The following is a 24,615-nucleotide window of genomic DNA, read 5'->3' on the forward strand; positions in this document are numbered from 1 at the left end:
CTAGAGTTATTCATCATCTTTCTGTCCCGTTTTGGGTGGCAGGAGCAGCGAGGGGCACTCCATGCAGCCTTTGTCTAGGTGGCCTCGGTGTATGCAGCACGTTGCTAGTGGTAGGCGATCTCTACCTCTCAACTCAACGAGGAGGTAATCGCCGACGAGCTTGGCTTCGGCATAGCCGGGTTCTCGAACAAGGTTTCCGAGTCTTATCCTGTACTCTTTGCCACGGTATGTGATGAGGAGCTGGGCCTCATAGAGGCCGCTTGGCTTCTTTTCTGCCTTCTCTATTCTTGCGACTACGTGTTCTTGCACCATGTACGCAACCCCTCTCTAGCCCGAGTTGTTAATATAGTGATAATTGTGCATTTATCTTATTTTGTCCGTACAAGTACGTGATATACAGAGGAGCCTTGACGGGGAGGAGGCCGGGGCAGGAACCGTTGGGAATAAAATAGGGGAATAGATGTATCGGCCCGATATATCGGGGTCGTGGAGACCTTGTCGCAGCGAGAGCCTAGGCGGAGGAGGCGCCGCCCGGTAGAGATGAGGATGCTTATGCTCTATTTGCTTGAGAGGGGGCCACGGCACGGCTACCAGTTGATGAAAGAGCTTGAAGAGCTTCTTGGCAAGAGGCCTAGCCCTGGCACGGTTTATCCGCTGCTCCGGGATCTCTTGCGCGAGGGGCTTGTCGAGGCAAGGGTTAGTGGCATAGGTGGCCGCCTCGTTAAGACGTACTCGCTTACCAGTAAGGGTGCCGAGCTGCTCGAGAAGGCTAGGCGTGATGTTGAGAGCTTCATTGCCTCGATGATGGCGCTCCACGAGGCTAGGGACCTGGGCCTTGACGACTTGTTGCGCGAGCTATGGGAGCTTGTACGGCTACTACCAGAGCTTGAAGACAAAGAGAAAAAGACTATAGCCAGGATGATAAGATCCATGGTCGTAGAGGTTAGGAGGCTACGCGAGCAGCTACTGGGCGACTAGGCTCATGTGGGGCGAGAAGTAGAATTGAGTAGTAATGACTACGTTATAATTGTTGAGAACCTTGTCAAGAAGTATGGAGACTTCCCCGCTGTTCGCGGCATAAGCTTCAGAGTGAGGAGAGGCGAGATATTCGGCTTCCTGGGCCCAAATGGGGCCGGTAAGACCACTACTATACATGTCCTCGCCACGCTTCTGCGCCCCACGAGCGGCAAGGCCATAGTCGCCGGCTACGATGTTATGAGAGAGCCCGACAAGGTTAGAAAGTCCATAGGCATTGTCTTCCAGGACCCTAGTCTCGATGATAGCCTCACTGCTTACGAGAACATGTACATACATGGAAGAGTATATGGTCTCAGGGGGAGATTGCTCGAGGAGCGCATCGAGGAGTTGCTACGCTTCGTGGAACTCTATGAGCACCGGAACCGTTTGGTGAAGACCTTCTCCGGGGGCATGAGGAGGAGGCTCGAGATAGCACGAGCCCTTCTACATGAGCCTATTGTATTGTTCCTAGACGAGCCGACGCTCGGCCTTGACCCACAGACGCGGACGCATATATGGGACTATATTCGCCGCCTACGCAACGAGAAGAACGTCACAGTATTCATGACGACGCACTACATGGAGGAGGCGGAGCAGCTCTGCGACAGGATAGCGATAATTGACCACGGCAAGATAATCGCAGAGGGGACGCCGGAGCAGCTCAAGTCACTGGTAGGCAGCGACATCATATACCTGAAGATAGCTGGCCCTATAGACGATGCATGCAGCTTCTTCGCGTCAATAGACGGCGTGGAGGAGTGCAAGAAGCTCGGCGGCGACCGCGTTGCACTTAAGGCTAGAGATGCCCCAAAGATGCTGCCAAGAATACTTGTAGAGGCTTCCCGGAGAGGCATAGAGGTGCTGGAGGCCAGCTACCATAGACCGACGCTCAACGATGTCTTCATTTATCTTACGGGCCGCGAGATTAGAGAGGAGGAGATAGACTCTGCTGAGAGGATCCGGCTCTATGCTCGTAGCATCATGATGCGCCGAGGATAGGAATAGTGGATGAGGAGGGTTGAAGAGTGTTGAGGGGCTTCCTTGACGCTGTCTACGTGATGGCCTACAGACAGGTTAAGCACTTTGTTCGCTCACCGTCCCGCATCATAGGCAGCATTGTGAACCCGTTGATCTGGATAGTGTTCTTCGGACTGGGGTGGGCGAAGGCCTTCAACAACCCATTCATGAAGGTATTGCTCGGGGGGCTGGACTATCTATCATTCCTCGTGCCAGGCGTCATAGCGATGTCGGTGTTCACGGGCAGCTTCCTCAGCGGCATCTCGGTCATATTCGACAAGCAGTTCGGGTTCCTCAAAGAAATACTGGTTGCACCTACCCCGCGCTCAGCCGCAATACTTGGAAGAATACTGGGAGACTCTTTAACAGCAATGGTGCAAGCCGCCCTAATAGCACTAGTCAGCATACCCTTCATGGAACACATAAGCGTTATTGGAACCCTAGTCGCGCTGATCTATGGATACTTCGTCGCAATAGGATTCTCTGCTCTAGGCGTAGCAATAGCCTCGCGCATGAGGAGCCACGAGGGCTTCCAGCTAATAATGAGCTTCCTTATACTTCCCCTACTCTTCCTAAGCGGCGCATTTTACCCGGTAAGCCTCATGCCGACATGGATGAAGGTGCTTGCATACCTCGACCCACTAACGTACGGAGTTGATGCCATGAGGTACTGGATGACAGGGGTCTCATGGCTAAGCCCGATAACGGACCTAGCTGCCCTAGTCCTGCTCGACACCGCCCTCGTCGGGTTTGCGGCGATGCTCTTCAATAAAATGACAATAGAGTAGCCGTTAACCCGTCCCAAGTACCTAGTTTTTGATACGATCAGAGGCTCTTTGCCGGAGAAAATATTGGTCGTTGAATAGAGGGCAGTGCCCCGATGTCCTTGATCCTGTTCTTACTGCTTAGTGAAAGGGCGTTATTCTATGTCTTGCAATGAACTCTGCTACCCTTATAGCATCGATTGTCTCTAGTGGGTCATGGGTTCTCACTATGTGGGCTCCATTGTATACTGCTATGGCTGTGGCTGCTAGGCTTCCCCATAGTCTTTCCTCCGGGCTCTTGCGCCCCGTTATTGCTCCTATGAAGGACTTCCTTGAGACTCCTACGAGTATTGGTTTACCAAAGGTTCTAAGCACATGCAGGTTTGCGAGTATTGTTGAGTCCCAGACATACCATGGCGGGTTTCTCGGCCGGAAGAACCCTATTGCCGGGTCAACTACTATCTTTTCCTCGTCTACGCCGTGTCTGCGGGCAATCTCTATGCTCTCGCGCAGCGCCTCCAAGACCACTGCTATTGGCGAGCTGTTCTCGGGTACCGGGTCCATGTGGGCACCTATTATCACTGGCACACCGTACTCCGCAACCACTGAGGCCATTTTCTCGTCGCCCTTAAACCCGTAGACATCGTTAACAATGTCTGCACCAGCCTCAATAGCCTTCTCAGCCACAAAGGCCCTAGTCGTGTCAACGGAGACTGGGATCCTTATGCTAGTATTCTCCTTTATCGCTCTAATCGCCTCAACGACCCGTCTAGCCTCCTCCTCTACTGGTACCTCTGTTTCGAGATAAGGCGCTGTGGACTTCCCGCCAATGTCTATGAAGTCCGCGCCTTGCTTGGCCATCGCCTCTGCACGGGCTATGATCTCCTCCCTTCTCTGTGCAACCGAGCCCTTGTAGAACGACTCGGGGCTGACGTTTATTACGCCCATTATCCTGGCCGGTTGCTCATCACCTACGACTACGCCGGCTATATCAGCCCTAATGCGGCTAGCCAACCCTGGATCTCCTCCCCGGGCCTCATAGGGGTATCCAGTACTGCTTCAAATGCTCTAATAATGTAGCCTTCCCAGCGTTATGGATTTGCCTAGTGTCTTGGAGGGAGTGGCTATAAGTATCCCTGGGGGTAGGGAGTGGCAGTATAGGCTGCGAAGCCGAAACGATTACGGGGTGATGTTTCGCGTTGCAGGCACTAGACTATGTACTGGTCGGGTTGCTCGCACTCCTAGTAGCTGGCCATATCGGAATAAACTTCGTGACAGAGCTCGAGAAGTTCCTAGTAGCAGAGAACCTCGTCCTAGCAATACTGTATGTAGCGAGCATCGCAGGCATCTGGAGAGGTGCGTCATGGGGCTACGCGCTCGTTGCAATAGTTGCGCTCTTCAGCGCTGGCAGAGTTTCCCGCAGCATAGTTGGATCACGAGGCGAGATAGGAGAACTGGCAGTACAACACATACCACTGCTAGCGATAGACCTGATCGTCGGGATAATCGCTGTCCTCAGACTCATGAAGCCCTAGCTCCAGTGGCTCCGTTAGCTCATTTTCCTCTATGCTCATAATTCTCTAGTAGGAGGCACGCATAGAGGTATGGCGCGCTGTGACCCCCTTCTACAATTGCTGTATCGGGTCGTTCCGCTCAGCTTATACGATACTGTAACCGGGGAGGCAGTGAAGCTCGAGCCAAGACTAGCTGTAGACGTGGGAGGGGGCTCTGGGCTCCTAGGGAAAGCTCTCCGCAGAAAGGGCTTTCTCGGAGAATATGTGCTCGTGGAGCCTGATGCGTGCCTAGCTAAGAGGGCGCTTAGAGACGCCTTCTCCCACATTGTTGTAGGGGTTGCTGAAAGCCTGCCTCTAAGGAGGGTTAGCGGCTCGGTTACCGTTTTCCACGATTCGCTCCACCACGTGGCAGAGCCGTATTTAGCACTAAAGGAGGCTATGCGGGTCTCAGAGTGCATACTTATAGGCGACTTTGACGCGTCATCGCTGCTCGGAAAGCTACTAACAGTTTTCGAAAAGATACTTGGCTATCCCGCCTCCTTCCTGGAGCTCAGAGAAGTACTTGCAACCATAGAGAGCGGCAACTTCAGAGTCGTGAGGCTTAGGGTTTCCCGCCTCGGCAGCTACTTGTTATCTACCTGCAAGAACTAAAGGACATGGACTTGGAGTAGGCTTTTAGTGCTTCTTGCCTCGGAAGAAGCCAGTTATTACTGAAAACAAGCTGCGCCGCTTTGTGATGCACGTTGTTTTTGGCTCATCGCCTCTCTTGCGCAACTTTATGTAGAGAAGGCCCACGTATACAGCGTCAACGATGGGATCGTGGAACCTCGTTTCCGGAGGAGATATACCTAGGATCTCCCTTATTGCTTCCTCGAGGGGATAGCCGCCTCTCCTCATAGCTTGGTATCTCCTAGAGGGGTTCGAGAGCAAGTAGCTGAGGACGTCTATGAAGCAGACCTTGTTTATGGGCAGCCCTCTCCTCTCAGCCTCCTGGAGCAAGAGGGCTGCATCGTGGTCTCCATAGGTTACGAGTGTATAGGTTGCTGCCTCTGCTAGCAGGGAGCTGAGGCTGCCCAGCCGGGTAGCGTTCGCACCAGTTATGCCGTGCACGAGGGCTGTCCTGCCAACGCTGACACTAGGCGGCTCAACGGCGCACCGTATGCTATCTAGTACTAGTTCGTCGCCACGTATCTCCACGAGTGCGGCTGAGACTATCTTACAGCTAGGGCCGCGTATGCACGTAGCTTCTACGTCAAAGGCTGCAAGCCTCTTAGGCATCATAGAGCTGTTGCCCCTTCCAGGGTCGGGACTACTAGGCTCCAGTCCTGGCCCGGTCGACGAGTCTTGACGCTGCTTGTAGCGCTGAGCGTAACAAGCTCCTCTCAACACCGCTTAGCTCGTCTACATCTATCTCCCTAGACCCGTGCACTGCTATACTCCATGCAGTAAATCCTAGTAGTATCCGGTAGGCCTCTGCGGCCTCAGCCGCCATGCTTGGAGAGAGCACCGCCTTGGCGGCGAGCTCTTCGAGGCGCTCAACAGTTGAAACAGGGCGCCATATGTTGGCTGAGACCACTAGGGCCTTCACAGCGAACACTATGGGGGCAAGACCGTCCTTCTTCAAATCTATTCTGCGTGGCAGCCTGCCCAGCGCACGAAGCCTAGGCCTATAGGCCGCCAACACGGATCGAAGATAAGGCGCTGAGCCGGCCTCGGAGATCGCTGAGAAGAGGTGCTTCCTTAGCTCCTCACCGTGATCGCCTCCCTGTTGCCTTGGATAAGCCTGGGCAGCGTCCATGAACAAGCCTATGGTCACTACTTCTTCGTCGCCCTTGGGGCTCGTTGCTGCTCGGCGCAGCCGCTCCTTTGCTTCCTCGAGGGAGTAGAGGAGGCGGCGAGCAGTATAGCCGTGGCTGCATCCCGGGAACCCGATTTTGTCAAGAAAGTCTTCTATTGTCTCGGCTAGTTCCCTTGCCTTACTCTCCGGCACTGAGCCGCTGTATATGAGTGCTGTGTCCCTATCCGTTGGCGCCATTTGCTCGAGCCTAGCATTGCTCCCCATGACTATGTAAGCCCAGTCCTTGGGCCCTACTCCGAGCTGCTTGGCTGCCAGTTCTGCAGCCTTCTCTATAACTGAGCGAAGGACGAGACTAGCCATCTTGACCAGCGTGACTACTCCGCCGCGGCTAAGCAGGGGGTGCAGCTGCTTATTGAACCTTGAGAGCATGCGAGTGAGCCTAGCATAGGCGTCTCTAAGCTCGTCTAAGCTGCTGGCTGTGCGCACTATTCTCCGAGCATAGAGGGGGCCAAGGGCCTCAGCATAAGCTATGTCACGTATAGTCACGACTCCGAGTAGTTTGTCGCCGCGGCCCTTTACGAGCAGGTGCTTGATATTCCTCTCCATCATTAAGTATACTGCATCTGTGCAGGCGGTGCTGGGAGGAACTCCTATAGGGTTCGGCGTCATAAACTCGTCGACCGGCTTAGACAAGTTCTCTCCTAGAGCCACTAGGCGCCGGAGATCAGTGTCGGTAAAGATCCCCTCTGGTCTCAGCTCCTCGTCGACAACAATTACCGAGGAGACACCGTTCTCGTACATCGTTCTCACAGCGTTTACTACGGGTGTACCGCGAACCACTGTGACCGGTGCACGGTACACAAGGTCCTCGACGCGGCATGCTTCCACTTCGGCAGTGCTTATCAAGAGGTTAACGCACTCAGGCCTAACTCTGACAACTATGCTCTCGCTCTCGGCTTCCGCTGATACACTGCCCTCTACTACAAAGTAGTCGCCGCGATGATAAGAAGCATCTCCTACGCGTATAGACCCGTTATAGACTATGTAGAGCCCTGGCTTCTCCACCTTTTCTCCTTCAGATAGGAGCGTTATGGATGAACAAGTAAGCACTTCTTCAAGAGTTTTGCGGGGAAGGTGAGGGAATACTTCTTCGGCTAGAAAAAACAATATGTCTCGGGGCACAGGCTTGCCCGCCAAGGTTGTCCAGGTCACCTCCGTTCCTCGCTAGGAGCCTCAGCTAGTATCGGGACACGCACCTTCTCGACAAGATCTTGTACGTTCTTGGGCGGTGGCGGCGTAAGCAACGACACCACTATGGTTACTATGAGGTTCACCGTGAACCCTATCGTCCCCCACGCTATGCTTCCTATCGCTTGTCCTGCTATGGTTACTGGGTGTATCTTTCCGGCCGCTAGGAGTACCACATATGGCACGGTTACTGCGAGGCCTGCAAGCATGCCGGCTATTGCTCCCTCTTTCGTGGTTCTCTTCCAGTGTATGCCTAGTATCATTGCCGGCGTCAGCGTAGATGCAGCGAACGCGAATGCCCAGCCAACGGTCTTCGCTATGTATGCTCCGATCTTCGGGTTCGCGGCCATGACGTAGGCCAGCAGGCCCGAGAAGAACGCTATGAGGACCATTGATATTCTCGCTATTCTCAACTCTTGCTTATCGCTAGCCCTAGGATTAATTATTGACTTGTAGATGTCCCTCGTGGCGGCAGTCGTCATGGCTAAGAGTAGTCCATCAGCTGTTGAGAGCGCGGCAGAGATTCCGCCAACGAGTATTATCGATGCGACTACCGCTCCCAGTCCATACATGTCGGGGAGGCCTAGCACCGCTATGTCCTTGTGTATTGAAAGCTCCTTGAGACTGTCGAAGACGCCGTTATGGTTTAGGTCAACTATCTTGATAAGGCCTGCGCTGTGCCACTTTGCCACCCATGAGTGCTGGGCCGCTATCTCTGCAAGCCGTTGCTGCGCCTCAGATATTGGGTGTCCTACGAGGTCTTTGAACTGGAGCGCTAGCCAATACTCTTTCTCACCAGCCAGCGCTGCATAGACCGGAGCAGTCAGGTATAACAAGCCTATGAAGAAGAGGGCCCAGGCAACGCTCTTCCTAGCATCCTTGACGCTTGGGACAGTGTAGAACCTCATTAATACGTGTGGCAGCCCCATTGTTCCGAGCATTAGTGCCAGTGTCGCTAGCAGCCAGTTCAGCTGGCCATGACCATCTGCGTATGGTCTCCAGAACGGCTCTGTCCATGCATGATCCTTGAGCTGCATAACCATCTCGTCAACCTTCTCAACGTGTCCGCCATAAGCTACGTGCGGTATTGGGTGCCAGAGGTTGGTCAGCAGTACTATTGGGAGCCAGTAGGCCGATATGAGTACTACGTATTGGGCCACCTGTGTCCAGGTAATGCTCTTCATGCCGCCAAAACTGCTGTAAAGTATGACTATTAGCGGCGCTATGAGCGACATGAGCGCGGCTGAGGCGCCCACCGCCCTTGAGAGCACTATTCCTACGCCGAGTAGCTGGCCGGTCAGATAAGTCAGCGAAACAACGTATAACATAACGACGGCGAAGATTCGTGCAAGCTTGCTATAGTACCGGTCCTCGAAGAAGTCGGGCACAGTATACTTGCCGTAGCTTCTAAGGAAAGGCGCAATAGCCATGGCTAGCAGGACATAGCTGAGGCTCCAGCCTATAAGGAACACGCTCGCATCGTACCCCAGTATCGCGACCGCGCCAGCCATCGATATGAAGCTGGCACCGCTCATCCAGTCAGCCGCTGTCGCCATACCGTTCCTTATTGGCGAAACCCTTCTACCAGCTACGTAGAACTCCTCGGCCGTGGCTGCCCTGGCGCGATAAGCTATGAACATGTAAAGAGCGATTGCAGCCGTAAGAAAGCTCACAGCCAGGACATCCACAGCCTTTTCACCCCCTACACATTTTTCTCGAACTTCTCGTCAAGCTTGTTGATGGTATAGGCGTAGAGAAAAGCCAGCACTATGCCTAGCGCGATGCTAATCTGTATCATCCACCAGTTTAGCGGTGCTCCTCCAATCCTTGCCTCGCTCCCCGGTGGCGCATAGAATTGCTTAGCTGGCAAGTGGAGCCCGAGCGCAATGACGAGCCATACTATAAAGTATATCGTCGTCCATGTAGCGAAAGCTTTCTTGTACGCTAATACTTTAGACGTAGCTACCATTTATAGAGCACCGGCTTCTGCCGAAACACCCCCAGCAAGCTATTTAAATCTAATCTTTCCTAACAATGAAACTTAGCATTTAAATAACCCGTTAAACCAAGAATAGGGGGCCAGATGTGCGGCCCTAGATACTTAGGGACAAGAGCAGCTCATAGAAGGAGGGCGGAATAGAAGCTGAGGAGCCCGGTGCGCCTCGGCCTTGAAACACTTCCCCATAGACCCGTGATCGGCAGGTCTGAAGGGTTCACGGCCCTCCTCATCGGCCAGAAAAGGATGCCGCCCTGTATAGGCACGTGGCTCGTCATTGTTAGAGCTTTAACAAGTCCATTATTCTCTCGGTAATGCCTTTGCCTGTAAATGCTTTAAGGGCCACCTCTAGCGCGAAGTAAGTCAGCACTACTCCCAAGCCTGCAAGGAGCACCGCATATGGCTTTGCCGCTATGCGGGCAAGGCCTCCCAGGCCTGCAAGGAATGCAAGCCACACATAGTCTAGCCAGACATGAGCAGCATACATTGCTGCAAAGCCTTTCCTGCCATGCACTGCTGCGCCACGTATCAGCGGAAGCCCTATTGTTAGCCACCATGCGAGGAAGTACGGATTGGCTCCAGTGAACACTATCCCCGCTAGTACCGCGCCGAGCGGCGATGACCCTACGCGGAGGGAGCCATTGTTTAGATCCAGCTTATTCTCCGTATAGACCGTGTACGCTGTCTCAAAGAGGCCTAGGGCGAAGAAGAGAGCAAAAGCAAGCGTTATGAGTGCCAAGGGTTTCTCAAGCCTCTTAAGAATCTTCTCTAGTTTCTCGACCCAGAGGACGAGGCCAGCTACGTAAGGTAGTTCGAACAACATGTGGCCAAGCGATACAAGGACTCCGCCAAGAACACCGAGATAGGCTCCAACAGCTACAGCTGATGCGCTCAACATGCCGGGGCTTAGAGCCCCGCTAGGCGTAATGAGCAGCGTATCGATCACGACTTTTCGGAGAGAGATCTCGCGTGCGCGCTCCAAGCCAAGCCACCCTACGTGCACCGGGGAGACGAGGGAGTCTCCTAGCTGTTGGATGCGGCTTCTGAGCCTAGTTGCACTTGATACGAGGGAGCTGAAAACGTTACGCATATGAGGTGTCTACTTGTCTCTCAGCTGGCTTTATTTCTAGAACTTCTTCGGCGAGACCGTGGAAATAGGCCTCAATGAACCTTCTGCTGACTCCTGCGTAGACTAGTGCATCATAGTACTCGACTACGATGTCCTCTGGCCTCTTATTTATAACGGGGTAATCCGTGCCGAAGAGGAGCTTGCAGCAAGGAGTATCCTTTGCCGCCATCTCCACGACTACGGGGTTAAGTGCAGAGGTGTCTGCGTAGACATTGGGGTAGCGGCGGAGGAGCTCTAGGGTCTCAGCCACAAATACTCCTGGTGCTATCGCGCTGTAGCCCCCAACGTGGGCTATTATTATCCTTGCTTCTCGGTGCTGCTTTATGACTGGCTCGAGCCTAGATGGGTCGCCGTACTTACAGTACCTGGGTAGCTCCCATACTCCGGGGTCGCATCCGGCATGCACTATTACTGGGATATCCAGTTCCTCGGCTGCCTCTATAGCGGCCTCCACTGAGGGGTCGTCAAGGCTCTTCATGAAGAGTGTCGATATTATTTTGAGCCCCTTGGCGCCCCGCTTAACGGCCTCCTCTGCTTCCTCCTTTACATCGTCCGGTGCCTTGTCTAGCTGGACTGCATGGAATACTGCAAATTCAGGACCTGTCTCCTCTATGCTTATCAGCGACTGTATGAGGGCTTCGTCTTCTAGGAGGCCACAGAGGGGGCCATACTCTCTTGCAAGCTCGAGGGCTGATAGGTAGAGTGCCTCGGGGCGCAAATTATCCCACAGCTCTCTCGGAACATGGCGCTCTATGACGCTCCTCGTTCGCTCATACTCTCTAATAACGTCTTCGAGGCTTAGGGAGGCAATGATCTTGCTGAAGTCAGGTATACCTAGGAGTACTACTGCACCTATCCCAGCAGAAGCCAAGTCCTCTAAGTAGCGATGGGGAAAAGAGCCTACAGGTAGATGCGCATGCGCATCAATTATTACCCCGACCTTCTCTAGTACTCTCTTCACTTTCTCCACAACCGCGATACCTAATCACCTTTACTCGATAATCGTCGTAGGCAGTAGTAGACCTTTGTCTAAGTCTTTCTAAATATGAGTACGGCTGAGGCGGCCAGTACTTTACATTTTCGCAGAACAGCCAAGACGGGAGAGAAGAAATACGCTAAGCAGCAGTAGCCTCAGCCGCTTGTTCTACAGTCTTGACTACTATACCCTTCTCTGCGAGCACTTTTTCGCCTATCTTCAGCGCCTCTTCAGTATCAAAGACAAAGTCGTACATATCTTCTTCTATTCTCCCTGCTAATCGGCCGCCAAACTTCTTTGCAAGCCTCTTCATAGGTATATTTGTTTCATGCGTGTATGCGTGTATCTTCCGTATACCCTTCTTAGCGGATTCGAGAAACAACGTGTACATTATGAGCGAGCCCAATCCACGCCTCTGATACGCGTCATGAACAACTATTGCAAGTTCTCCCTCACTTGGAGTTATCTTATAGACCTCGCCCGAGCCTATCACCTTTCCATCTGGGAGCGACGTCACGACGGCAACCGGGGTAGTGCTTCTATCAAGTATCCTCCTAACCTCTGGGCCGAAGTGGCGTATTGGTCTGAGAAACCTCATTAGAACTGTTTCTCTAGAAAGGCTCTCAAAGAATGCAAGAAGGCGGTGCTCGTCGCCCTTTGAAGGCTCCTCGAGCCTCACCTCGCCTATTCTAGGAACTTCCGCTAGGGCTATGAGCCTAGGCGTTTCTGAAACCCCTCCACGCTCTACTCTTAGGAACGGCTCAGAAAAGATACTTAGCCCTTACCTCTTCCTGGGCGCGTCTTTTGCACGCATTTCTGCCACGTGGACCGAAATTCGTTAGAATTCTTTCAAATTCTTTATCTTTGGTAAAGTATTGGTAGAAAAGCTTAAATTCGACACATCATTACTACTCCGTTAGCTCGAGTATCGACTATTGCCTAGAGGTGTATAACCAGTGAGCGTTGGAGATGAGAGAGAATTCACTGCGCTCCCCTTCGAGGAGAAGTACTGGCCCGATCTCGGCAAGTTCCTAGAGATACGGCAAAAGAGCCTCGAAGACATAGAGGCGTTCTGGGACGAGAGAGCCAGGCAGCTGATCTGGATTAAGCACTGGGACCAGGTACTCGATGCCTCTAACCCGCCCTTCTATCGCTGGTTCAAGGGCGGTGTCACAAACATTAATCTAAACGCGCTCGACAAGTGGATAGGAACCAGTGTTGAACACAAGGTCGCGTACTACTGGGAGGGCGAGCCTGGAGACAAGCGGGCAATAACCTACGGCGAACTCTACCGCGAGGTCAACAAGTTCGCATGGGTGCTAAAGGAGGTAATCGGGCTCAAGCCCAACGACACGGTCTCTATCTATCTCCCAATGATACCAGAACTCCCAGTATCTATGCTCGCTGTCACGAGGATAGGAGCTATACACAGCGTAGTCTTCTCCGGGTTCAGCGCCCAGGCGCTAGCCGAGAGAATCGTCGATGCCAAGGCAAAGGTCTTGATAACCGCTGACGGATTCTACAGGAGAGGCAAGGTCATAGACCTCAAGAAGAATGCTGATGAAGCTGTGAAGATCGCTGAGGAGCGCGGCGTAAAAGTAGAAAAGGTGATCGTTGTTAAGAGGGCTGGCAACGATGTCCACATGGTCAGCGGCAGGGACTACTGGTACCACGAACTCATAAAGGAGGCCCCCGAGAAGGCCTACGTCAAGCCGGAGCCTAGGAAGGCAGACGATGTCCTATTCATACTCTACACCAGCGGCACCACGGGCAAACCAAAGGGTATAATGCACAGCACTGGCGGCTACATGACCTACGTGTACAATGTGTTCAAGTGGAACTGGGACCCCCAGCCCCACGACATATACTGGTGCGCCGCGGACATTGGCTGGATAACAGGCCACACCTACATAGTCTATGGCCCACTCATGCACGGAGTAACTCAGGTAATGTATGAGGGCGCCCCCGACTACCCGGCGCCCGACCGGATCTGGGAGATGATAGAGCGCTACGGGGTAACAATCTTCTACACAAGCCCCACCATGCTCCGCCTCCTCCGCCGCTTCGGCGACAAATGGGTAGAGAAGCACGACCTCTCAACACTGAGGCTGCTTGGCAGCGTAGGCGAGCCCATCAACCCCGATGTCTGGAAATGGTACTTCACGAAGATCGGCGGCGGCAAGGCACCAATCGTTGACACATGGTGGCAGACCGAGACCGGCGCTGCAATGATATCCCCCGCACCAGGCCTAGCACTCGTACCCCTCAAGCCCGGAAGCGCGACACTACCACTACCAGGCATAGACGCCGACGTCTTCACACCAGAAGGCAAGCCCGCAGAGCCAGGGAAGAAGGGGCTACTCGTAATCAAGAAGCCCTGGCCGGGCATGCTAATGGGTATCTGGGGTGACCCTGACCGCTACATTAGGACCTACTGGGAGAGGTTCAGCAAGCCCGAGGAGGGCATCTGGATCTACTACCCAGCAGACTACGCGATAAAGGACCAAGAGGGCTACTTCTGGCTACTAGGTAGAGCAGACGAAGTGCTCAACGTGGCAGGCCACCGCCTCGGAACAGCAGAGATAGAAGACGCGATAGTAGCACACCCAGCAGTAAGCGAGGCAGCCGTCGTCGGAGCACCTGACCCCGTGAAGGGAGAAGTTCCGGTAGCATTCGTAGTCCTCAAGGAAGGCTATGAGCCGAGCGAGCAACTCGAGCAAGAAATAAAGCTCACAGTAAGGAAAATTGTTGGCCCAATAGCCGTACCGGCAAAGGTATTGTTCGTGTCAAAGCTGCCGAAGACCAGGAGCGGCAAAATAATGAGAAGAATACTCATCAGCCTCATCAAGGGCAGACCAATAGGAGATGTATCAACTCTAGAGGATCCAAGCGCAGTAGAAGAGGTAAAGAGAGCGGTAGAAGAGTTCAAGAAACTAATGCAGCAGAGCTAATCAACTCAATTTCCTATTTTAAGGGGTTTTTCCGGCTCCTGCCCAACTCTTTCTCTAAGCCAGCGGCCAAGCGCTAGCAGCGCCACAAGCGACTCTCTTACAAGCCTCACCTTTTCACTAAGAGCCTCCTGGCAAGCTCTTGAGCTTATAGATTAATACTCCTAGAAACAGGAACTAGGGCCAGTTGCTATTTTCGTTCACAATCGAGCCTTTGCTTTTCTACCGGGAACCGCGCATCCCTACGCGGTGAGCCCTGGCTTGAAGATATTCGTATCCGTTGATGCAGAGGGCATGCCCTGGGCTCCGAGCAAGTACATGATGTCTCCCGGACAGCCACTCTACAACGAGCTTAGACGCATCATGACTCTCGTAACCAATGTTGTTGCCGAAGAAGCTTTCAAACATGGTGTTGAAGAGGTTATTGTTGCCGACAGTCATGGAGCTATGGTGAATATTGATCCCTTTGAACTCGATAAACGAGTTAGCCTTATTCGCGGATTCCCCCGGCCCATGGCAATGATAAGCCAGGCTACGGGCGTAGATGCTGCATTCTTCCTAGGGTATCATTCTAGTCCCCAGCTTGGAGGCGTACTGGGCCACACCTATTCCGGGCGAATAGTACAACGAGTAAGGCTCAGCGAGTGCGATGCCGCCACAGAGTACCTTCTAAACACATATGCTCTCGGAGAACTAGGTGTACCCGTCGCCTTAGTAGCAGGCGACGCAAAGCTAAGGGAACATGTAGAGAAACACACACCCTGGGCGCGCTTCATTGCCCTAAAAGATACTGTCTCCTATTACGCTGACCACACCCCTCCCTGGAACAGACTTGAACACGAACTTAGGGAAGCAGTCAAAGAAGCCATTAATGCAACGAAAAACAGGGAAGTGAAGCCATTGAAACCCAAGGAGCCATGGATAGAGGTTGAACTCAAGAGGCCATTCCACGCCGACATAGCGGAACTATTCCCCTGCGTCGAGAGAATAGACGGAGTAACAATCCGGCTAACATGCAACAACTATATAGAGAACTACAAGCTATTTGAAGGAATAGTAATAGCAGCCTATAGCTTCGAAAAATAAAGAACCATTACGATTCACAAGAACATCAGAATAGCACACCACAAAGATACCGATGACCCCCAAGCCTTAAACAGTGTCCAAACAAGAAAACAACTAGACCGGGCCACCCAGGCCCAGGGAGAACACACCCCGCGGGACAAGCCTCTCCCGCGGATAAAAGGGGAGGCAGAGTCCCCATCCGCGCGGGAGGGGCAGGCCTCGAGGATCCTCAGAGCCCGTGGGGGAGGGGTAGCCCCTCCCCCGGGGCCACGGGGTCGGTCACCTCCCTGGGCAACGTGGGCCCACCCAGGTGCTAGGAAGCCGGTATGGGGGTGAGACCCGGGTAGTTGGAGGAGGAGATGATACCTGGCTGCGGCTCTGGGCCTTAGGGTAGGGAGTCTCTAGCTAACCCATACACTGCACCCGCGTGGCGGGTGACGGGGGTCCTGCGGCCTCCCGGTCCCCGAGGCAGCTACGGTAGCCCAGGGCCCCGCAGGCAAGCGGCTCTGCCGCTGGCTAAGGGCCCGGGGCGGACAACGAATAATCAATAGCAATAATTGCAAAAATAATACAATACTGGGGGCCCGGCACGGCCACCCGCCTTGGCGGCTAAGGAGGGGCATATAATACAAGAGAATATTAGATAGATATAGCTTATAAATGTAAATATATTACGCCCCTCCGAGGCTGCCAAGGAGGCGGCTGTGCCCGGGCTCCTCTCGAGCCGCCCCGCAGGGCTCTTAGCACAACGCGGTAGAGTCGCTTGCTTGCGGCTTATTGTGCCGCAGAGGGGCCTGGGCACGGGGCTGTCTCGGGGACTAATTAGGGGCCCAAAGGGCCCCTCTAGCTCCCGCTACGTGGGCGTGGTGTATGGGTTAGCTAGAGACTCCCTGCCCTAAGGCTCATGGGCTGCAGCTGGGTATCGTCTTCTCCTCCAATTGCTCTGGGTCGCCCCATGCTGGCTTTCTGGCGCCTGGGTGCGTGCCTGCGTGGTTCCAGGAGGAGGTGATCAAGACCTCTTGGCTTCGGGGGAGGGGTAGCCCCTCCCCACGGGCTCTCCGGGCCCGGGAGGCCTGCCCCTCGGGGGCCGGCCGCTCTGCCTCCCAGTGAGAAGGGGTTCTCCCTGGGCCTGGGTGGTTTTCCTTAATAGTTATTGTTTTTGCCTGGGTTTTGTACTATATAGTTATGTGCTGTTATCCTCGGCTTAGATAATACGTCTGTATCGGTCTTTCTGAGGAGTACTATCTCGTGTCTTAGTGTATGTCCTCTGTTTTCCTTGCGGCTTTGATTCTTTGTTTCTACTTTGAAAGGGTGACTATTTCCTCTGTTCCTGTGCTATTAACTTTCAGACTGTTCTGATTGTCTTCTTGGATAATCTTGCCGAGTATTCCTACTATTATCTTTATTTCTTTGAGCGATATTGTGTAGAAGTATGAGCCTTTGGAGTATAGTTGGTCTATTTCTGTAACTGTTTGTAGGAGTGTTCTCAAACACTCATCGTCAGCTAGGCATTCTCTTATTCCTTCTTCCCCCATCCCGTGGTATATGAACAGGTACGTCTCGAGCGTCGCCATTTCAAGACCAACAATGAGGGCTACTTCGTTGTCTGATAGTTCTTTATCGATGCAGAGGTCTCCGGCTTCGCGGCATACTATCTCTGCTAATTTCCTGGGCTCCATTGATCCTATTGGCTCGTCATATGAGTCGTGCACTTGGCACACCCTTTTTTCTTCCAATCCTTTCCTAGGTTCTTCGCGACTTTTCTACTAACTATAACACGCGTTAAAAAACTGGGTTATTAATGTTACCAGTACATGGGTATTCCGAGTGCTGTGTTCGGTATGGGGACTATATTAGAGTTTGTGGGGTGTATAACCACTTGATAGAGATGTACAGAACCATATTCCTGCTAGGTAAAAAGTAGGCCTACTGGGGATTATTGTCTTCTCTAAGCACATCTAGATATCCTATTGTAGACGCTGTTAGCGCTACGAGTTCTGGTATAAGTGTGCCAGGCGGCCAATTGGCAACGACACTAGTATACCATACAATGATTGACGTAAAGGAGAGCATGCCCACGTTGAGCCTCCTCACGAACGCACGGTGAACATCTAGGCTGAATTGGGCAATACTTGGTCTTGGCGGAGGACTAGTTACCAAATATGTTACTGCAAATGCAATCGTTGCTGCAAAGAATACTTGTGAAAGCACATGTACTACTTCTGGCTCCTCTATCGAAGCAAATGGAATTGCTGCTAATATGAGCGAGTATATTAGCCCTATTATTGCAAGGGGCTTTGAGGAACGGGCTATACACCTAGCAAACGACATCGCTGATACAAGCCCTGATAGTTCTATCACTATTGGTAGGAGAATGTTCATCGTGTTTCCGGGCTTTATGCTTGCAAAGGAGGCTATGGATGAAGTATATATCGACATCCATCCATTGTGCAAGGCAAAGACTGCTGCACTAATATAGATAATAGTAGTGGGTAGAAACGCCGCATGCTTGCAATAGTGATTTCTAGACCCCATGCCCAATTACCCCCTTTATAAAGGGCATGGATGAGGCATCAACACTCATGACCATCCCTGTGCCCTGGATTCCGTTACAGCAGTACCTATAGTCCTCTGGTCCCGCTAGAGCCCCGGATAAGTTTCAATGAAGAAGCAGCGTACTGTGCGCAGTATTGTTTCGGCATGGCGCCTACCTAGAATAGTGTCTACACAGTGTTCATCGCTGCTTTATTGGTATGATTAGCTCTGCTTTCCTGCCCTCTATTATTCCGTGCCCTTGTATCTGGAGCATGGCGTTGTCCTCTTTGGGCTGTACGTATAGGTCTAGTATTCTTGTAACTTGGTGGCCTAGCTCCTTTATCCGGTCTACTCCACGGTACTGTGGCTTAGCTAGTGCTGCAGCAATTGCTACTACCTCGTGGCCTCGCTGCTCCAGCAGCTTTAGTAGCGCTATTGCTGTGCCCCCGGTAGAGACAGTGTCATCTACTATTGCTACGCGTTTGTACTCGTTACTGAGCCCGTATACGTAGTATTTGCCCTCCTCGTAGCCGGAGGCGTAGCTTATCTCGATTCCTGGCGCTTCGTATTGCCGCTTCCTAACAATTATCATAGGCTTTGCGAGCTGTTGTGCGACGAGAGTCCCTAGGGGGAGACCAAGTGCTTCTGGAACCATTACCGCGTCTGGCTTTAGGGGCTCTAGCTGCTCGGCCAGGGTGTCGGCGAGTAGCTGTAGGAGGAGCGGGTTTATTGGCGGAATGTTGTCAGTTATTGGGTTGATAACGTATAGGTATTGGTCTAGTCCGGCGTACCCCTTTCTTGGGACGACACGGGCTTCTCTGAAGGCTTCAAGTACTAGTTGCCAGAGGGCTTCGCTACGTCCCTCGGCAACCGGGTTGTGGAAGCACCTCTTCGCCCCGGTATGGCATACTGGGCCACTCGGGACTCCCTCGTATATAAGCGAGTCGAGGTCGCAGTCGGCAACAACCCGTAGCACTCTTATCGTGTTCCCGCTTGTCTCCCCCTTCATCCAGAGGCGTTGACGGCTCCTAGAGTAAAACCAGGCATAGCCGGTCTCGAGCGTCTTTGCTACTGCTTCTCGGCTAGCATATGCCTGCATGAGCGGCTTCTTCGAGACAGCATCGATCACAGTGACGGGAACTAGCCCACCCATCTTCTCGTAGTCGATTTCGTCGGGGCTGCGGATGACATGTAGCGGCATAGCTTGTTCTCACCTCTTCACGGCCTCTACAAAGTTTCTTAGAACGAGTGAGCCCTTGCGCCCGCTCCTCTCTGGGTGGAACTGGGTACCATACAAGGGATGCTTCTCAATGACTGCTGCAAAGCTTTCACCGTGAGCACTGTAAGCCTTCACCCAGCCTGGCGCTGTATTAGTATAAGCATAGCTGTGCACATAGTACATGTAGGACCCGTTCTCTACGCCCCTTAGTAGCTCGCTGTCGCGGAGCATGAAGGTGCGTGTCCACCCTATGTGGGGGAGCTTTGGCGCCCTAAGCCTCGTAACCCTGCCAGGCAGGAGGCCTAGGCCTCTTCCCCCCTCCTCGCTTTCCTCGAAGAAGAGCTGCATCCCTAGGCAAATGCCGAGAACTGGAATGTTGTTCTCGAGTAGCTTGTTGAGCAGGCTTCTCTCCTCTCTTAGCCTCCTAGTTGCAGCGGGATACGCGCCTACGCCGGGAAGAATGAGTGCATCTATTTCTCCCGCGTCTCTCAGCGTCTCCGACACCTTGACGCTGACTCCTAGCCTCTCGAAGCCAGCCTTCACGCTATAGATATTGCCGACACCGTATTTCAGCACAAGTATCCTCATCGCCTCCTCCTCCTGAGAAGCTCTTTCGCCACGTCGCGGGTACTCACGCCGCTCAGGGCGAGAACCACTACAAGGTGGTAGAGAAGGTCGGCTGCCTCTCTGACCAATGCTTCTCGGTCACCTTGGAGGGCTTCGACGATGGTCTCTATGGCTTCTTCGCCTAGCTTGCGGGCAGCAAACCCTACTCCCTTCTCGGCTAGGCTGGCTGTGTAGCTACCCTCTGGCTTCTCCCGGATGCGCTGCAAGACGATGTTGTAGAGTTCGTCGAGGAAGCCAAGACCCTCCGAGCAATCCATGGTTTTGCTCACCTTGCCTTCTTTCTCGCTTCTAGGCTCTCAGCGTGGAAGCGGAATCCTTCTAGCCTGGCAAGCACTATTGCCGCATCAAGGGTCTCTTCGTCCACAGCGCTTACAAGCGCTATTGGTTTCAGAAAGTCATAGACGCTTAGCCCGCCACGCCACCTCGCTGCACCACTTGTTGGAAGAACATGGCTAGGCCCAGCAGCGTAATCCATGTAGGCTACTGGCTCGCCCAGCGAGACTGCTCCAGCATTCCTTATTTCGTTGACCACGTCGCGGGGATTCTCCATGACTATTTCTAGGTGTTCGGGAGCATACTCGTTAACAATGCCTATCGCTTGTCCAACGCTGCTCGTAACAACTACGAAGACGAGCCCCATATGTGGTTCCCGAACATGGTCCTTTATCCTCGAGGCAACCTGGTCTGCGAGGCTCTTAGACGGCGTGACGAGGACTGCAGAGGAGAATGCTCCGTGCTCTGCTTGTGCAAGGAGGTCTAGGCTCACTAGCTCGGGGTTAGCCGAGTCATCTGCCAGGATTGCTATCTCGCTTGGCCCCGCAACCATGTCTATACCGGTCTCGGTCGATACTATGAGCTTCGCGGCCTCTACGTAGGGGCTGCCTGGGCCAACAATCTTGTCCACTCGTGGCAAGGGATTAACCCCGAAGGCTAGCCCGGCTACAGCCTGTGCACCACCCACGGCGTAGAGTGCGTCTATTCCAGCAACAAGGGCAGCCGCCTCTATGAGTGGGTGGGCTTTGAACCCCCTATCGCGATACGGTGGAGATGCTGCAACTACTAGCCGCGAGCCAGCGACGCGGGCCGGTATACACGTCATCAAGAGTGTTGATGGATAGGGCTTCGCGCCAGCCGGGACATAGGCGCCAACACGCTCTACGGGACGCCATACGAGTCCATAGCCTTCTCGAACGGTGTCCCGGGGCATTGTTGCTTCGTGGTATTCCCGTATCCTCTTAGCCGCTACCTCCAGGGCCCAGCGAGCCTCATCGCCTATTTCTCGCAGCGCCTCCTCCATCTCGCTCCTCGCTACACGTGGGTCATCGAAGCTTCTTGTGTCGAAGCGCTCAGAGTACTCCCTTACAGCGGCATACCCTCTCTCACGGACATCTTCCACAATGGGCTTAACCTTCTCAATATACTCTTCTAGGCTATACGGTCTCTTCATCTCCCGGATAACAGTCTTCGTATCCACTTGTCTCGCATCAATGTATACTAGGCTACCCATCGGGAGGCCTCACCTCAACACCACGCTCTAAGAGGTATTTCTTGAGGTCAGGTATGCGGATCAACGCCTCATGGAAAACGCCTGCAGCGAGAGCCGCATCGGCTCCCGCAATAGTGAATGCTTCAAGGAAGTGCCGGGGCTCGCCAGCACCCCCACTCGCTATAACCGGTACATTCACTGCCTCAACAACAGCCCCTGTAAGCTCGAGGTCATAGCCCTGCCTCGTTCCATCACGGTCAATGCTTGTTAACAGTATCTCTCCTGCACCAAGCTCGGCTGCTTTTCTAGCCCATTTCACCGCGTCTATGCCGGTGGGTATGCGACCACCCGCTACGTATACTTCCCAGCCGCCCGCGGCACTTCGGGCAGCGTCTATCGCTACTACTACTGCTTGTGAGCCATACTCTTTGGCTGCTTCCTGGACGAGTCGTGGATTCTTAACGGCAGCCGTGTTTATTGACACCTTGTCAGCGCCGCTGTCAAGTAATCGGCCGAAGTCCTCAATGCTACGCACGCCGCCGCCGACAGTAAAGGGCACCGTTATCGTGCTTGCAACGTCCCTTACAACGCGATAGAGGGGTTCACGATCCTCCACCGTAGCAGTTATGTCGAGAAACACTAGCTCGTCAACACCCTCCTCCTCGTACCTTGCAGCAAGCTCTACCGGGTCGCCCTGATCCCTTAGGTTCCGGAACCGAATCCCCTTGACTACTCGCCCCTTATCCACGTCTAAGCAAGCAATGATTCTCTTAGCTGGCATCCAGCCTCACCTCTCCCTTAGTGCTTATAGTCTCGGCGCTGGGTGCGAGTGCTTCTCGCAGAGCCATGCCGAGAGCCTTGAACGCCGCCTCGGCGAGGTGGTGGTTATTCCCCGTGGCGATGGCCCTAACGTGTATTGTTGCACGCATTGCCGAGGCGAGCGAGGATACGAAGTGGTGTATGTTTTCTAGTGCTAGGCCGCCTATCTCTTCCCGGGTAAATGGCAGCTCAACATACGCGCCGGAGCGCCCCGAGACATCTACCGCTGCGAGGACGAGGACCTCGTCCATGGGGACTATCGCGTAGCCAAACCTCTTTATCCCGGCAGATCCGATAGCCCTGGCTATTGCTTCGCCTAGCGTGAGCGCTGTATCCTCTACCACGTGGTGGTCGTCGAAGCCGCGCTTGTCAACCGCCTCAACTGAGCCACTCGCACCCATGTAGCGTAGAAGCGTCTCCAACATGTGGTCAAAGAACCCTATCCCCGTGGAGACTTTCGCGTCACCAGGCTCCAACACTATGTTGACAATTATCTTCGTCTCCCGAGTCTCTCGCACAACTCTTGCCTTCCTAGGCATAGCGAGCAGCCTCCTCCCAGCTAATCTTTCCAGAGTAAAGGGCCATCCCGACGACCACACCGTCTACGCGGAGCGCTTCAAGAGCCTCTAGGTCAGCAATGCTCGAGACGCCTCCCGAGTAGATGAGGAGCCCCTTCACCTCCTTGCGCACGTTTCTTACTCTCTCAAAGCTAGGTCCTCCGAGGGAGCCCTCGACCCATACCTGTGTATAGAACACACCGTCTGCCTTTGTCGAGGCGATTAGCCTCAGCGCCTCCATCGTGCTTAATCGCTCCTTTTCTCTCCAGCCACGGGAGAGGAGACGGCCGTCACTATCCTCCTCCACCGCTGCTAAGACCTGGCAACCAGTAGTATCTACCACATCGTCGAGGAAGCCGGGGCTGTGGAACCACGCGGACCCTATTACTAGTCTCCTCACACCCTTGCTACACGCCTCAATCGCTGCCTCAATGCTGCGGATTCCTCCGCCAAACTCAATGCTAACACCTATATCGTTGGCTATTTTCTCTACTATACTGAGGTTCCAGGGGCTCGGTGCACCCTTCTCAGCACCATCTAGATCAACCACGTGGATCCACTTGAAGCCGTAGCTCGCTATGCGCTCCGCCAATGCCAGGGGGTCTCCGAGCCGGAGGCCGGTGCCCCTCACCCCTCGTACACGCTTAACCGCCTCACCGGCCTCCAAGTCTATTGAGGGTAGGAGCTTCACGGTATCACCCTCTCAACGCTCAGTACGAGTATGTCTCTTGCACCCCTCTTCTTAGCCTCAAAAACAACCTTGGACAATTTATCAATAGGCACAACAGTCATAACCTCCCACATAGGCTCCGGCGCCTCTATGCGTGCAAGCGTCGGGCCACTCATCGATGGAAGGACCGAGAGGACCTCATGGAGAACCCGGTCTGGCACATTCATGAGCACGAGCTTGTGCCTACGGGCTCTAACAACACTCCTCAACGCCTCTATTACCTCGTTAACCGTGTCCTCGTCGTCGCGCACCAACGGGCTCTTTATGAGCCGTGCACTTGTCTCAAGAACGGTGGCAATGGGCACAAGGCCGTGAAGCCTCATAGTGGTCCCGGTCGACACTATGTCAACAACAGCGTCACATGCACCAAGGCTAGGCATAACCTCTGAGGCACCGCTTATCCTTAGAATCTCGGCAGCTATCCCATGCTCCTCGAAGAACTTCCTGGCAATATTGACGTACTTTGTAGCCACTCGCACACCGTCAGGTAGTTCTTCGAGACTCCTTATCCCGCTGCTACGCGGCACCGCGACAACAAGCCTTGCACGACCAAATCCTAGGTCGGCTACTTCTTCTACCCGTGCACCCGACTCAACAACGTAGTCTCGCCCAGTGATGCCTAGCTCGGCTGCACCCGAAGCAACAATGCTCGGGATATCCTCGGCCCTCACATAAACTATTTTCACATCCTCCCTACTCGTCGGGACCACAAGCGCCCTATCAGAGTCACCGTACAGCGGCTCAATGCCCGCAGACTCCAAGAGACGGAGCGCAGGAGCACGTAGCCTACCCTTGTTGGGGACAGCTATCCTCAGCATCGCCAATCATTATCCCTCGCCACGATTCTTTTCCTGGGAGAATAGAGGCCGCAATCCGAAGCCGTATTTGCTCGAGGCGGGCCGTGCTTCACATCTGCTGCATCAACATCCTTCTCTTCGAGAAGGAGGCTTAGGGACGAAGAGAACAAGGAGACCATCGTAGGCCGAGGCATGTACATCTTATCCTGTATGAACGCACATCTCCCTTCACCCTTGCCTCGATAACGGGCTATGCAAAGCCCACTCCTTTGTGGAGGTTAAAGAGGTTACCCTCGAGAGGGGTGCGGCTTCCAAACCACTCTTCATGCAAGACTAGTCAAAGATCTGTAAGCTTTCCTCAAAGAGTGCAGGG

At 53.6% G+C, this 24,615-nt stretch carries 27 protein-coding genes; 7 read left to right on the top strand and 20 right to left on the bottom strand.

Going from position 1 to position 24,615, the window contains the following annotated elements; all coding sequences use genetic code 11:
- Positions 1-6 precede the first annotated feature (6 nt).
- A complete protein-coding gene (locus tag SBG41_RS06485) occupies positions 7-312 on the bottom strand; it encodes a hypothetical protein (RefSeq protein ID WP_317894744.1) in 306 nt (101 codons plus the stop codon).
- A 183-nt stretch (positions 313-495) separates the two neighbouring features.
- On the opposite strand from SBG41_RS06485, the gene SBG41_RS06490 reads away from it, so the two are divergent.
- Genes SBG41_RS06490 through SBG41_RS06500 form a run of 3 tightly spaced genes read left to right on the top strand, consistent with a single transcriptional unit; the run spans position 496 to position 2,822 of the window.
- On the top strand, positions 496-978 hold the full coding sequence (locus SBG41_RS06490) for a PadR family transcriptional regulator (RefSeq protein ID WP_317894745.1): 483 nt from the start codon (positions 496-498) through the stop codon (positions 976-978).
- Between the two features lie 24 nt (positions 979-1,002).
- Positions 1,003-2,016, top strand: a complete 1,014-nt coding sequence (locus SBG41_RS06495; RefSeq protein ID WP_317894746.1) for an ATP-binding cassette domain-containing protein — start codon at positions 1,003-1,005, stop codon at positions 2,014-2,016.
- Between the two features lie 26 nt (positions 2,017-2,042).
- On the top strand, positions 2,043-2,822 hold the full coding sequence (locus SBG41_RS06500) for an ABC transporter permease (protein WP_317894747.1): 780 nt from the start codon (positions 2,043-2,045) through the stop codon (positions 2,820-2,822).
- 117 nt (positions 2,823-2,939) lie between these two features.
- On the opposite strand, the gene folP is transcribed toward SBG41_RS06500, so the two are convergent.
- Positions 2,940-3,746 (bottom strand): dihydropteroate synthase, encoded by an 807-nt coding sequence (gene folP, locus SBG41_RS06505; protein WP_397470792.1) that lies wholly within the window; start codon positions 3,744-3,746, stop codon positions 2,940-2,942.
- 251 nt (positions 3,747-3,997) lie between these two features.
- On the opposite strand from folP, the gene SBG41_RS06510 reads away from it, so the two are divergent.
- Positions 3,998-4,333, top strand: a complete 336-nt coding sequence (locus SBG41_RS06510; RefSeq protein ID WP_317894749.1) for a hypothetical protein — start codon at positions 3,998-4,000, stop codon at positions 4,331-4,333.
- A 69-nt stretch (positions 4,334-4,402) separates the two neighbouring features.
- On the top strand, positions 4,403-4,963 hold the full coding sequence (locus tag SBG41_RS06515; protein ID WP_317894750.1) for a class I SAM-dependent methyltransferase: 561 nt from the start codon (positions 4,403-4,405) through the stop codon (positions 4,961-4,963).
- Positions 4,964-4,987: 24 nt separating this feature from the next.
- On the opposite strand, the gene SBG41_RS06520 is transcribed toward SBG41_RS06515, so the two are convergent.
- The 7 genes from SBG41_RS06520 to SBG41_RS06550 all read right to left on the bottom strand — a co-directional run bounded on the left by SBG41_RS06520 (position 4,988) and on the right by SBG41_RS06550 (position 12,138).
- Positions 4,988-5,593 (bottom strand): 3'-5' exonuclease family protein, encoded by a 606-nt coding sequence (locus tag SBG41_RS06520; RefSeq protein WP_317894751.1) that lies wholly within the window; start codon positions 5,591-5,593, stop codon positions 4,988-4,990.
- Between the two features lie 31 nt (positions 5,594-5,624).
- Positions 5,625-7,307, bottom strand: a complete 1,683-nt coding sequence (locus SBG41_RS06525; protein WP_317894752.1) for a CBS domain-containing protein — start codon at positions 7,305-7,307, stop codon at positions 5,625-5,627.
- Positions 7,308-7,318: 11 nt separating this feature from the next.
- Positions 7,319-9,046 carry a sodium:solute symporter family protein gene (locus tag SBG41_RS06530; RefSeq protein WP_317894753.1) on the bottom strand — a complete coding sequence of 576 codons (1,728 nt, stop codon included), beginning with the start codon at positions 9,044-9,046 and terminating at the stop codon, positions 7,319-7,321.
- Positions 9,047-9,060: 14 nt separating this feature from the next.
- A complete protein-coding gene (locus tag SBG41_RS06535) occupies positions 9,061-9,327 on the bottom strand; it encodes a DUF4212 domain-containing protein (RefSeq protein ID WP_317894754.1) in 267 nt (88 codons plus the stop codon).
- Between the two features lie 307 nt (positions 9,328-9,634).
- Positions 9,635-10,336 (bottom strand): LysE family transporter, encoded by a 702-nt coding sequence (locus tag SBG41_RS06540; RefSeq protein WP_317894755.1) that lies wholly within the window; start codon positions 10,334-10,336, stop codon positions 9,635-9,637.
- A 100-nt stretch (positions 10,337-10,436) separates the two neighbouring features.
- Entirely contained in the window at positions 10,437-11,453 is a 1,017-nt protein-coding gene (locus tag SBG41_RS06545) for an amidohydrolase family protein (RefSeq protein WP_317894756.1), read from the bottom strand.
- 145 nt (positions 11,454-11,598) lie between these two features.
- Positions 11,599-12,138: a GNAT family N-acetyltransferase gene (locus SBG41_RS06550; protein ID WP_317894757.1), complete on the bottom strand. Its 540-nt coding sequence runs from the start codon at positions 12,136-12,138 to the stop codon at positions 11,599-11,601.
- 277 nt (positions 12,139-12,415) lie between these two features.
- Between SBG41_RS06550 and acs the strand changes: the two genes are divergently transcribed.
- Together acs and SBG41_RS06560 are read left to right on the top strand one after the other, a co-directional pair.
- The gene (gene acs, locus SBG41_RS06555; protein WP_317894758.1) at positions 12,416-14,410 is read left to right on the top strand and encodes an acetate--CoA ligase; all 1,995 of its coding nucleotides are present in this window, start codon (positions 12,416-12,418) and stop codon (positions 14,408-14,410) included.
- Positions 14,411-14,668: 258 nt separating this feature from the next.
- Complete coding sequence (locus tag SBG41_RS06560; protein WP_317894759.1) at positions 14,669-15,493, top strand: M55 family metallopeptidase; 825 nt, start codon at positions 14,669-14,671, stop codon at positions 15,491-15,493.
- Positions 15,494-16,770: 1,277 nt separating this feature from the next.
- On the opposite strand, the gene SBG41_RS06565 is transcribed toward SBG41_RS06560, so the two are convergent.
- From SBG41_RS06565 to SBG41_RS06615, 11 genes are all read right to left on the bottom strand, one after another.
- Positions 16,771-17,184, bottom strand: coding sequence for a hypothetical protein (locus SBG41_RS06565; RefSeq protein ID WP_317894760.1), 414 nt, complete (start codon positions 17,182-17,184; stop codon positions 16,771-16,773).
- Between the two features lie 214 nt (positions 17,185-17,398).
- A complete protein-coding gene (locus SBG41_RS06570) occupies positions 17,399-18,007 on the bottom strand; it encodes a hypothetical protein (protein WP_317894761.1) in 609 nt (202 codons plus the stop codon).
- 199 nt (positions 18,008-18,206) lie between these two features.
- Positions 18,207-19,208: a phosphoribosyl-AMP cyclohydrolase gene (locus tag SBG41_RS06575; protein WP_317894762.1), complete on the bottom strand. Its 1,002-nt coding sequence runs from the start codon at positions 19,206-19,208 to the stop codon at positions 18,207-18,209.
- A gap of 9 nt (positions 19,209-19,217) precedes the next feature.
- On the bottom strand, positions 19,218-19,814 hold the full coding sequence (hisH, locus tag SBG41_RS06580) for an imidazole glycerol phosphate synthase subunit HisH (protein ID WP_317894763.1): 597 nt from the start codon (positions 19,812-19,814) through the stop codon (positions 19,218-19,220).
- Complete coding sequence (hisE, locus tag SBG41_RS06585) at positions 19,811-20,110, bottom strand: phosphoribosyl-ATP diphosphatase (protein ID WP_317894764.1); 300 nt, start codon at positions 20,108-20,110, stop codon at positions 19,811-19,813. Before hisE ends, hisH begins: the two co-directional genes overlap by 4 nt.
- Before the next feature lie 8 nt (positions 20,111-20,118).
- Positions 20,119-21,360 (bottom strand): histidinol dehydrogenase, encoded by a 1,242-nt coding sequence (hisD, locus tag SBG41_RS06590; RefSeq protein WP_317894765.1) that lies wholly within the window; start codon positions 21,358-21,360, stop codon positions 20,119-20,121.
- Complete coding sequence (gene hisF / locus SBG41_RS06595; protein WP_317894766.1) at positions 21,353-22,120, bottom strand: imidazole glycerol phosphate synthase subunit HisF; 768 nt, start codon at positions 22,118-22,120, stop codon at positions 21,353-21,355. The genes hisD and hisF overlap by 8 nt, the downstream gene beginning before the upstream one ends.
- Positions 22,110-22,697: an imidazoleglycerol-phosphate dehydratase gene (locus SBG41_RS06600; protein WP_317894767.1), complete on the bottom strand. Its 588-nt coding sequence runs from the start codon at positions 22,695-22,697 to the stop codon at positions 22,110-22,112. Before SBG41_RS06600 ends, hisF begins: the two co-directional genes overlap by 11 nt.
- Entirely contained in the window at positions 22,690-23,406 is a 717-nt protein-coding gene (locus tag SBG41_RS06605) for a 1-(5-phosphoribosyl)-5-[(5-phosphoribosylamino)methylideneamino]imidazole-4-carboxamide isomerase (RefSeq protein ID WP_317894768.1), read from the bottom strand. Before SBG41_RS06605 ends, SBG41_RS06600 begins: the two co-directional genes overlap by 8 nt.
- A complete protein-coding gene (hisG, locus tag SBG41_RS06610; RefSeq protein ID WP_317896506.1) occupies positions 23,403-24,263 on the bottom strand; it encodes an ATP phosphoribosyltransferase in 861 nt (286 codons plus the stop codon). Before hisG ends, SBG41_RS06605 begins: the two co-directional genes overlap by 4 nt.
- A complete protein-coding gene (locus SBG41_RS06615) occupies positions 24,257-24,436 on the bottom strand; it encodes a hypothetical protein (RefSeq protein WP_317894769.1) in 180 nt (59 codons plus the stop codon). Before SBG41_RS06615 ends, hisG begins: the two co-directional genes overlap by 7 nt.
- Positions 24,437-24,615 lie beyond the last annotated feature (179 nt).

The organism is Pyrofollis japonicus (assembly GCF_033097485.1).
Lineage (GTDB): Archaea > Thermoproteota > Thermoprotei_A > Sulfolobales > Pyrodictiaceae > Pyrofollis > Pyrofollis japonicus.

Coding starts and splice junctions, on each gene's coding strand:
- SBG41_RS06485 (WP_317894744.1), bottom strand. CDS start 312: ATGGTGCAAGAACACGTAGTCGCAAGAATAGAGAAGGCAGAAAAGAAG.
- folP (WP_397470792.1), bottom strand. CDS start 3,746: ATGGGCGTAATAAACGTCAGCCCCGAGTCGTTCTACAAGGGCTCGGTT.
- SBG41_RS06515 (WP_317894750.1), top strand. CDS start 4,403: ATGGCGCGCTGTGACCCCCTTCTACAATTGCTGTATCGGGTCGTTCCG.
- SBG41_RS06520 (WP_317894751.1), bottom strand. CDS start 5,593: ATGATGCCTAAGAGGCTTGCAGCCTTTGACGTAGAAGCTACGTGCATA.
- SBG41_RS06535 (WP_317894754.1), bottom strand. CDS start 9,327: ATGGTAGCTACGTCTAAAGTATTAGCGTACAAGAAAGCTTTCGCTACA.
- SBG41_RS06570 (WP_317894761.1), bottom strand. CDS start 18,007: ATGGGGTCTAGAAATCACTATTGCAAGCATGCGGCGTTTCTACCCACT.
- SBG41_RS06575 (WP_317894762.1), bottom strand. CDS start 19,208: ATGCCGCTACATGTCATCCGCAGCCCCGACGAAATCGACTACGAGAAG.
- hisH (WP_317894763.1), bottom strand. CDS start 19,814: ATGAGGATACTTGTGCTGAAATACGGTGTCGGCAATATCTATAGCGTG.
- hisE (WP_317894764.1), bottom strand. CDS start 20,110: ATGGATTGCTCGGAGGGTCTTGGCTTCCTCGACGAACTCTACAACATC.
- hisD (WP_317894765.1), bottom strand. CDS start 21,360: ATGGGTAGCCTAGTATACATTGATGCGAGACAAGTGGATACGAAGACT.
- hisF (WP_317894766.1), bottom strand. CDS start 22,120: ATGCCAGCTAAGAGAATCATTGCTTGCTTAGACGTGGATAAGGGGCGA.
- SBG41_RS06600 (WP_317894767.1), bottom strand. CDS start 22,697: ATGCCTAGGAAGGCAAGAGTTGTGCGAGAGACTCGGGAGACGAAGATA.
- hisG (WP_317896506.1), bottom strand. CDS start 24,263: ATGCTGAGGATAGCTGTCCCCAACAAGGGTAGGCTACGTGCTCCTGCG.
- SBG41_RS06615 (WP_317894769.1), bottom strand. CDS start 24,436: ATGCCTCGGCCTACGATGGTCTCCTTGTTCTCTTCGTCCCTAAGCCTC.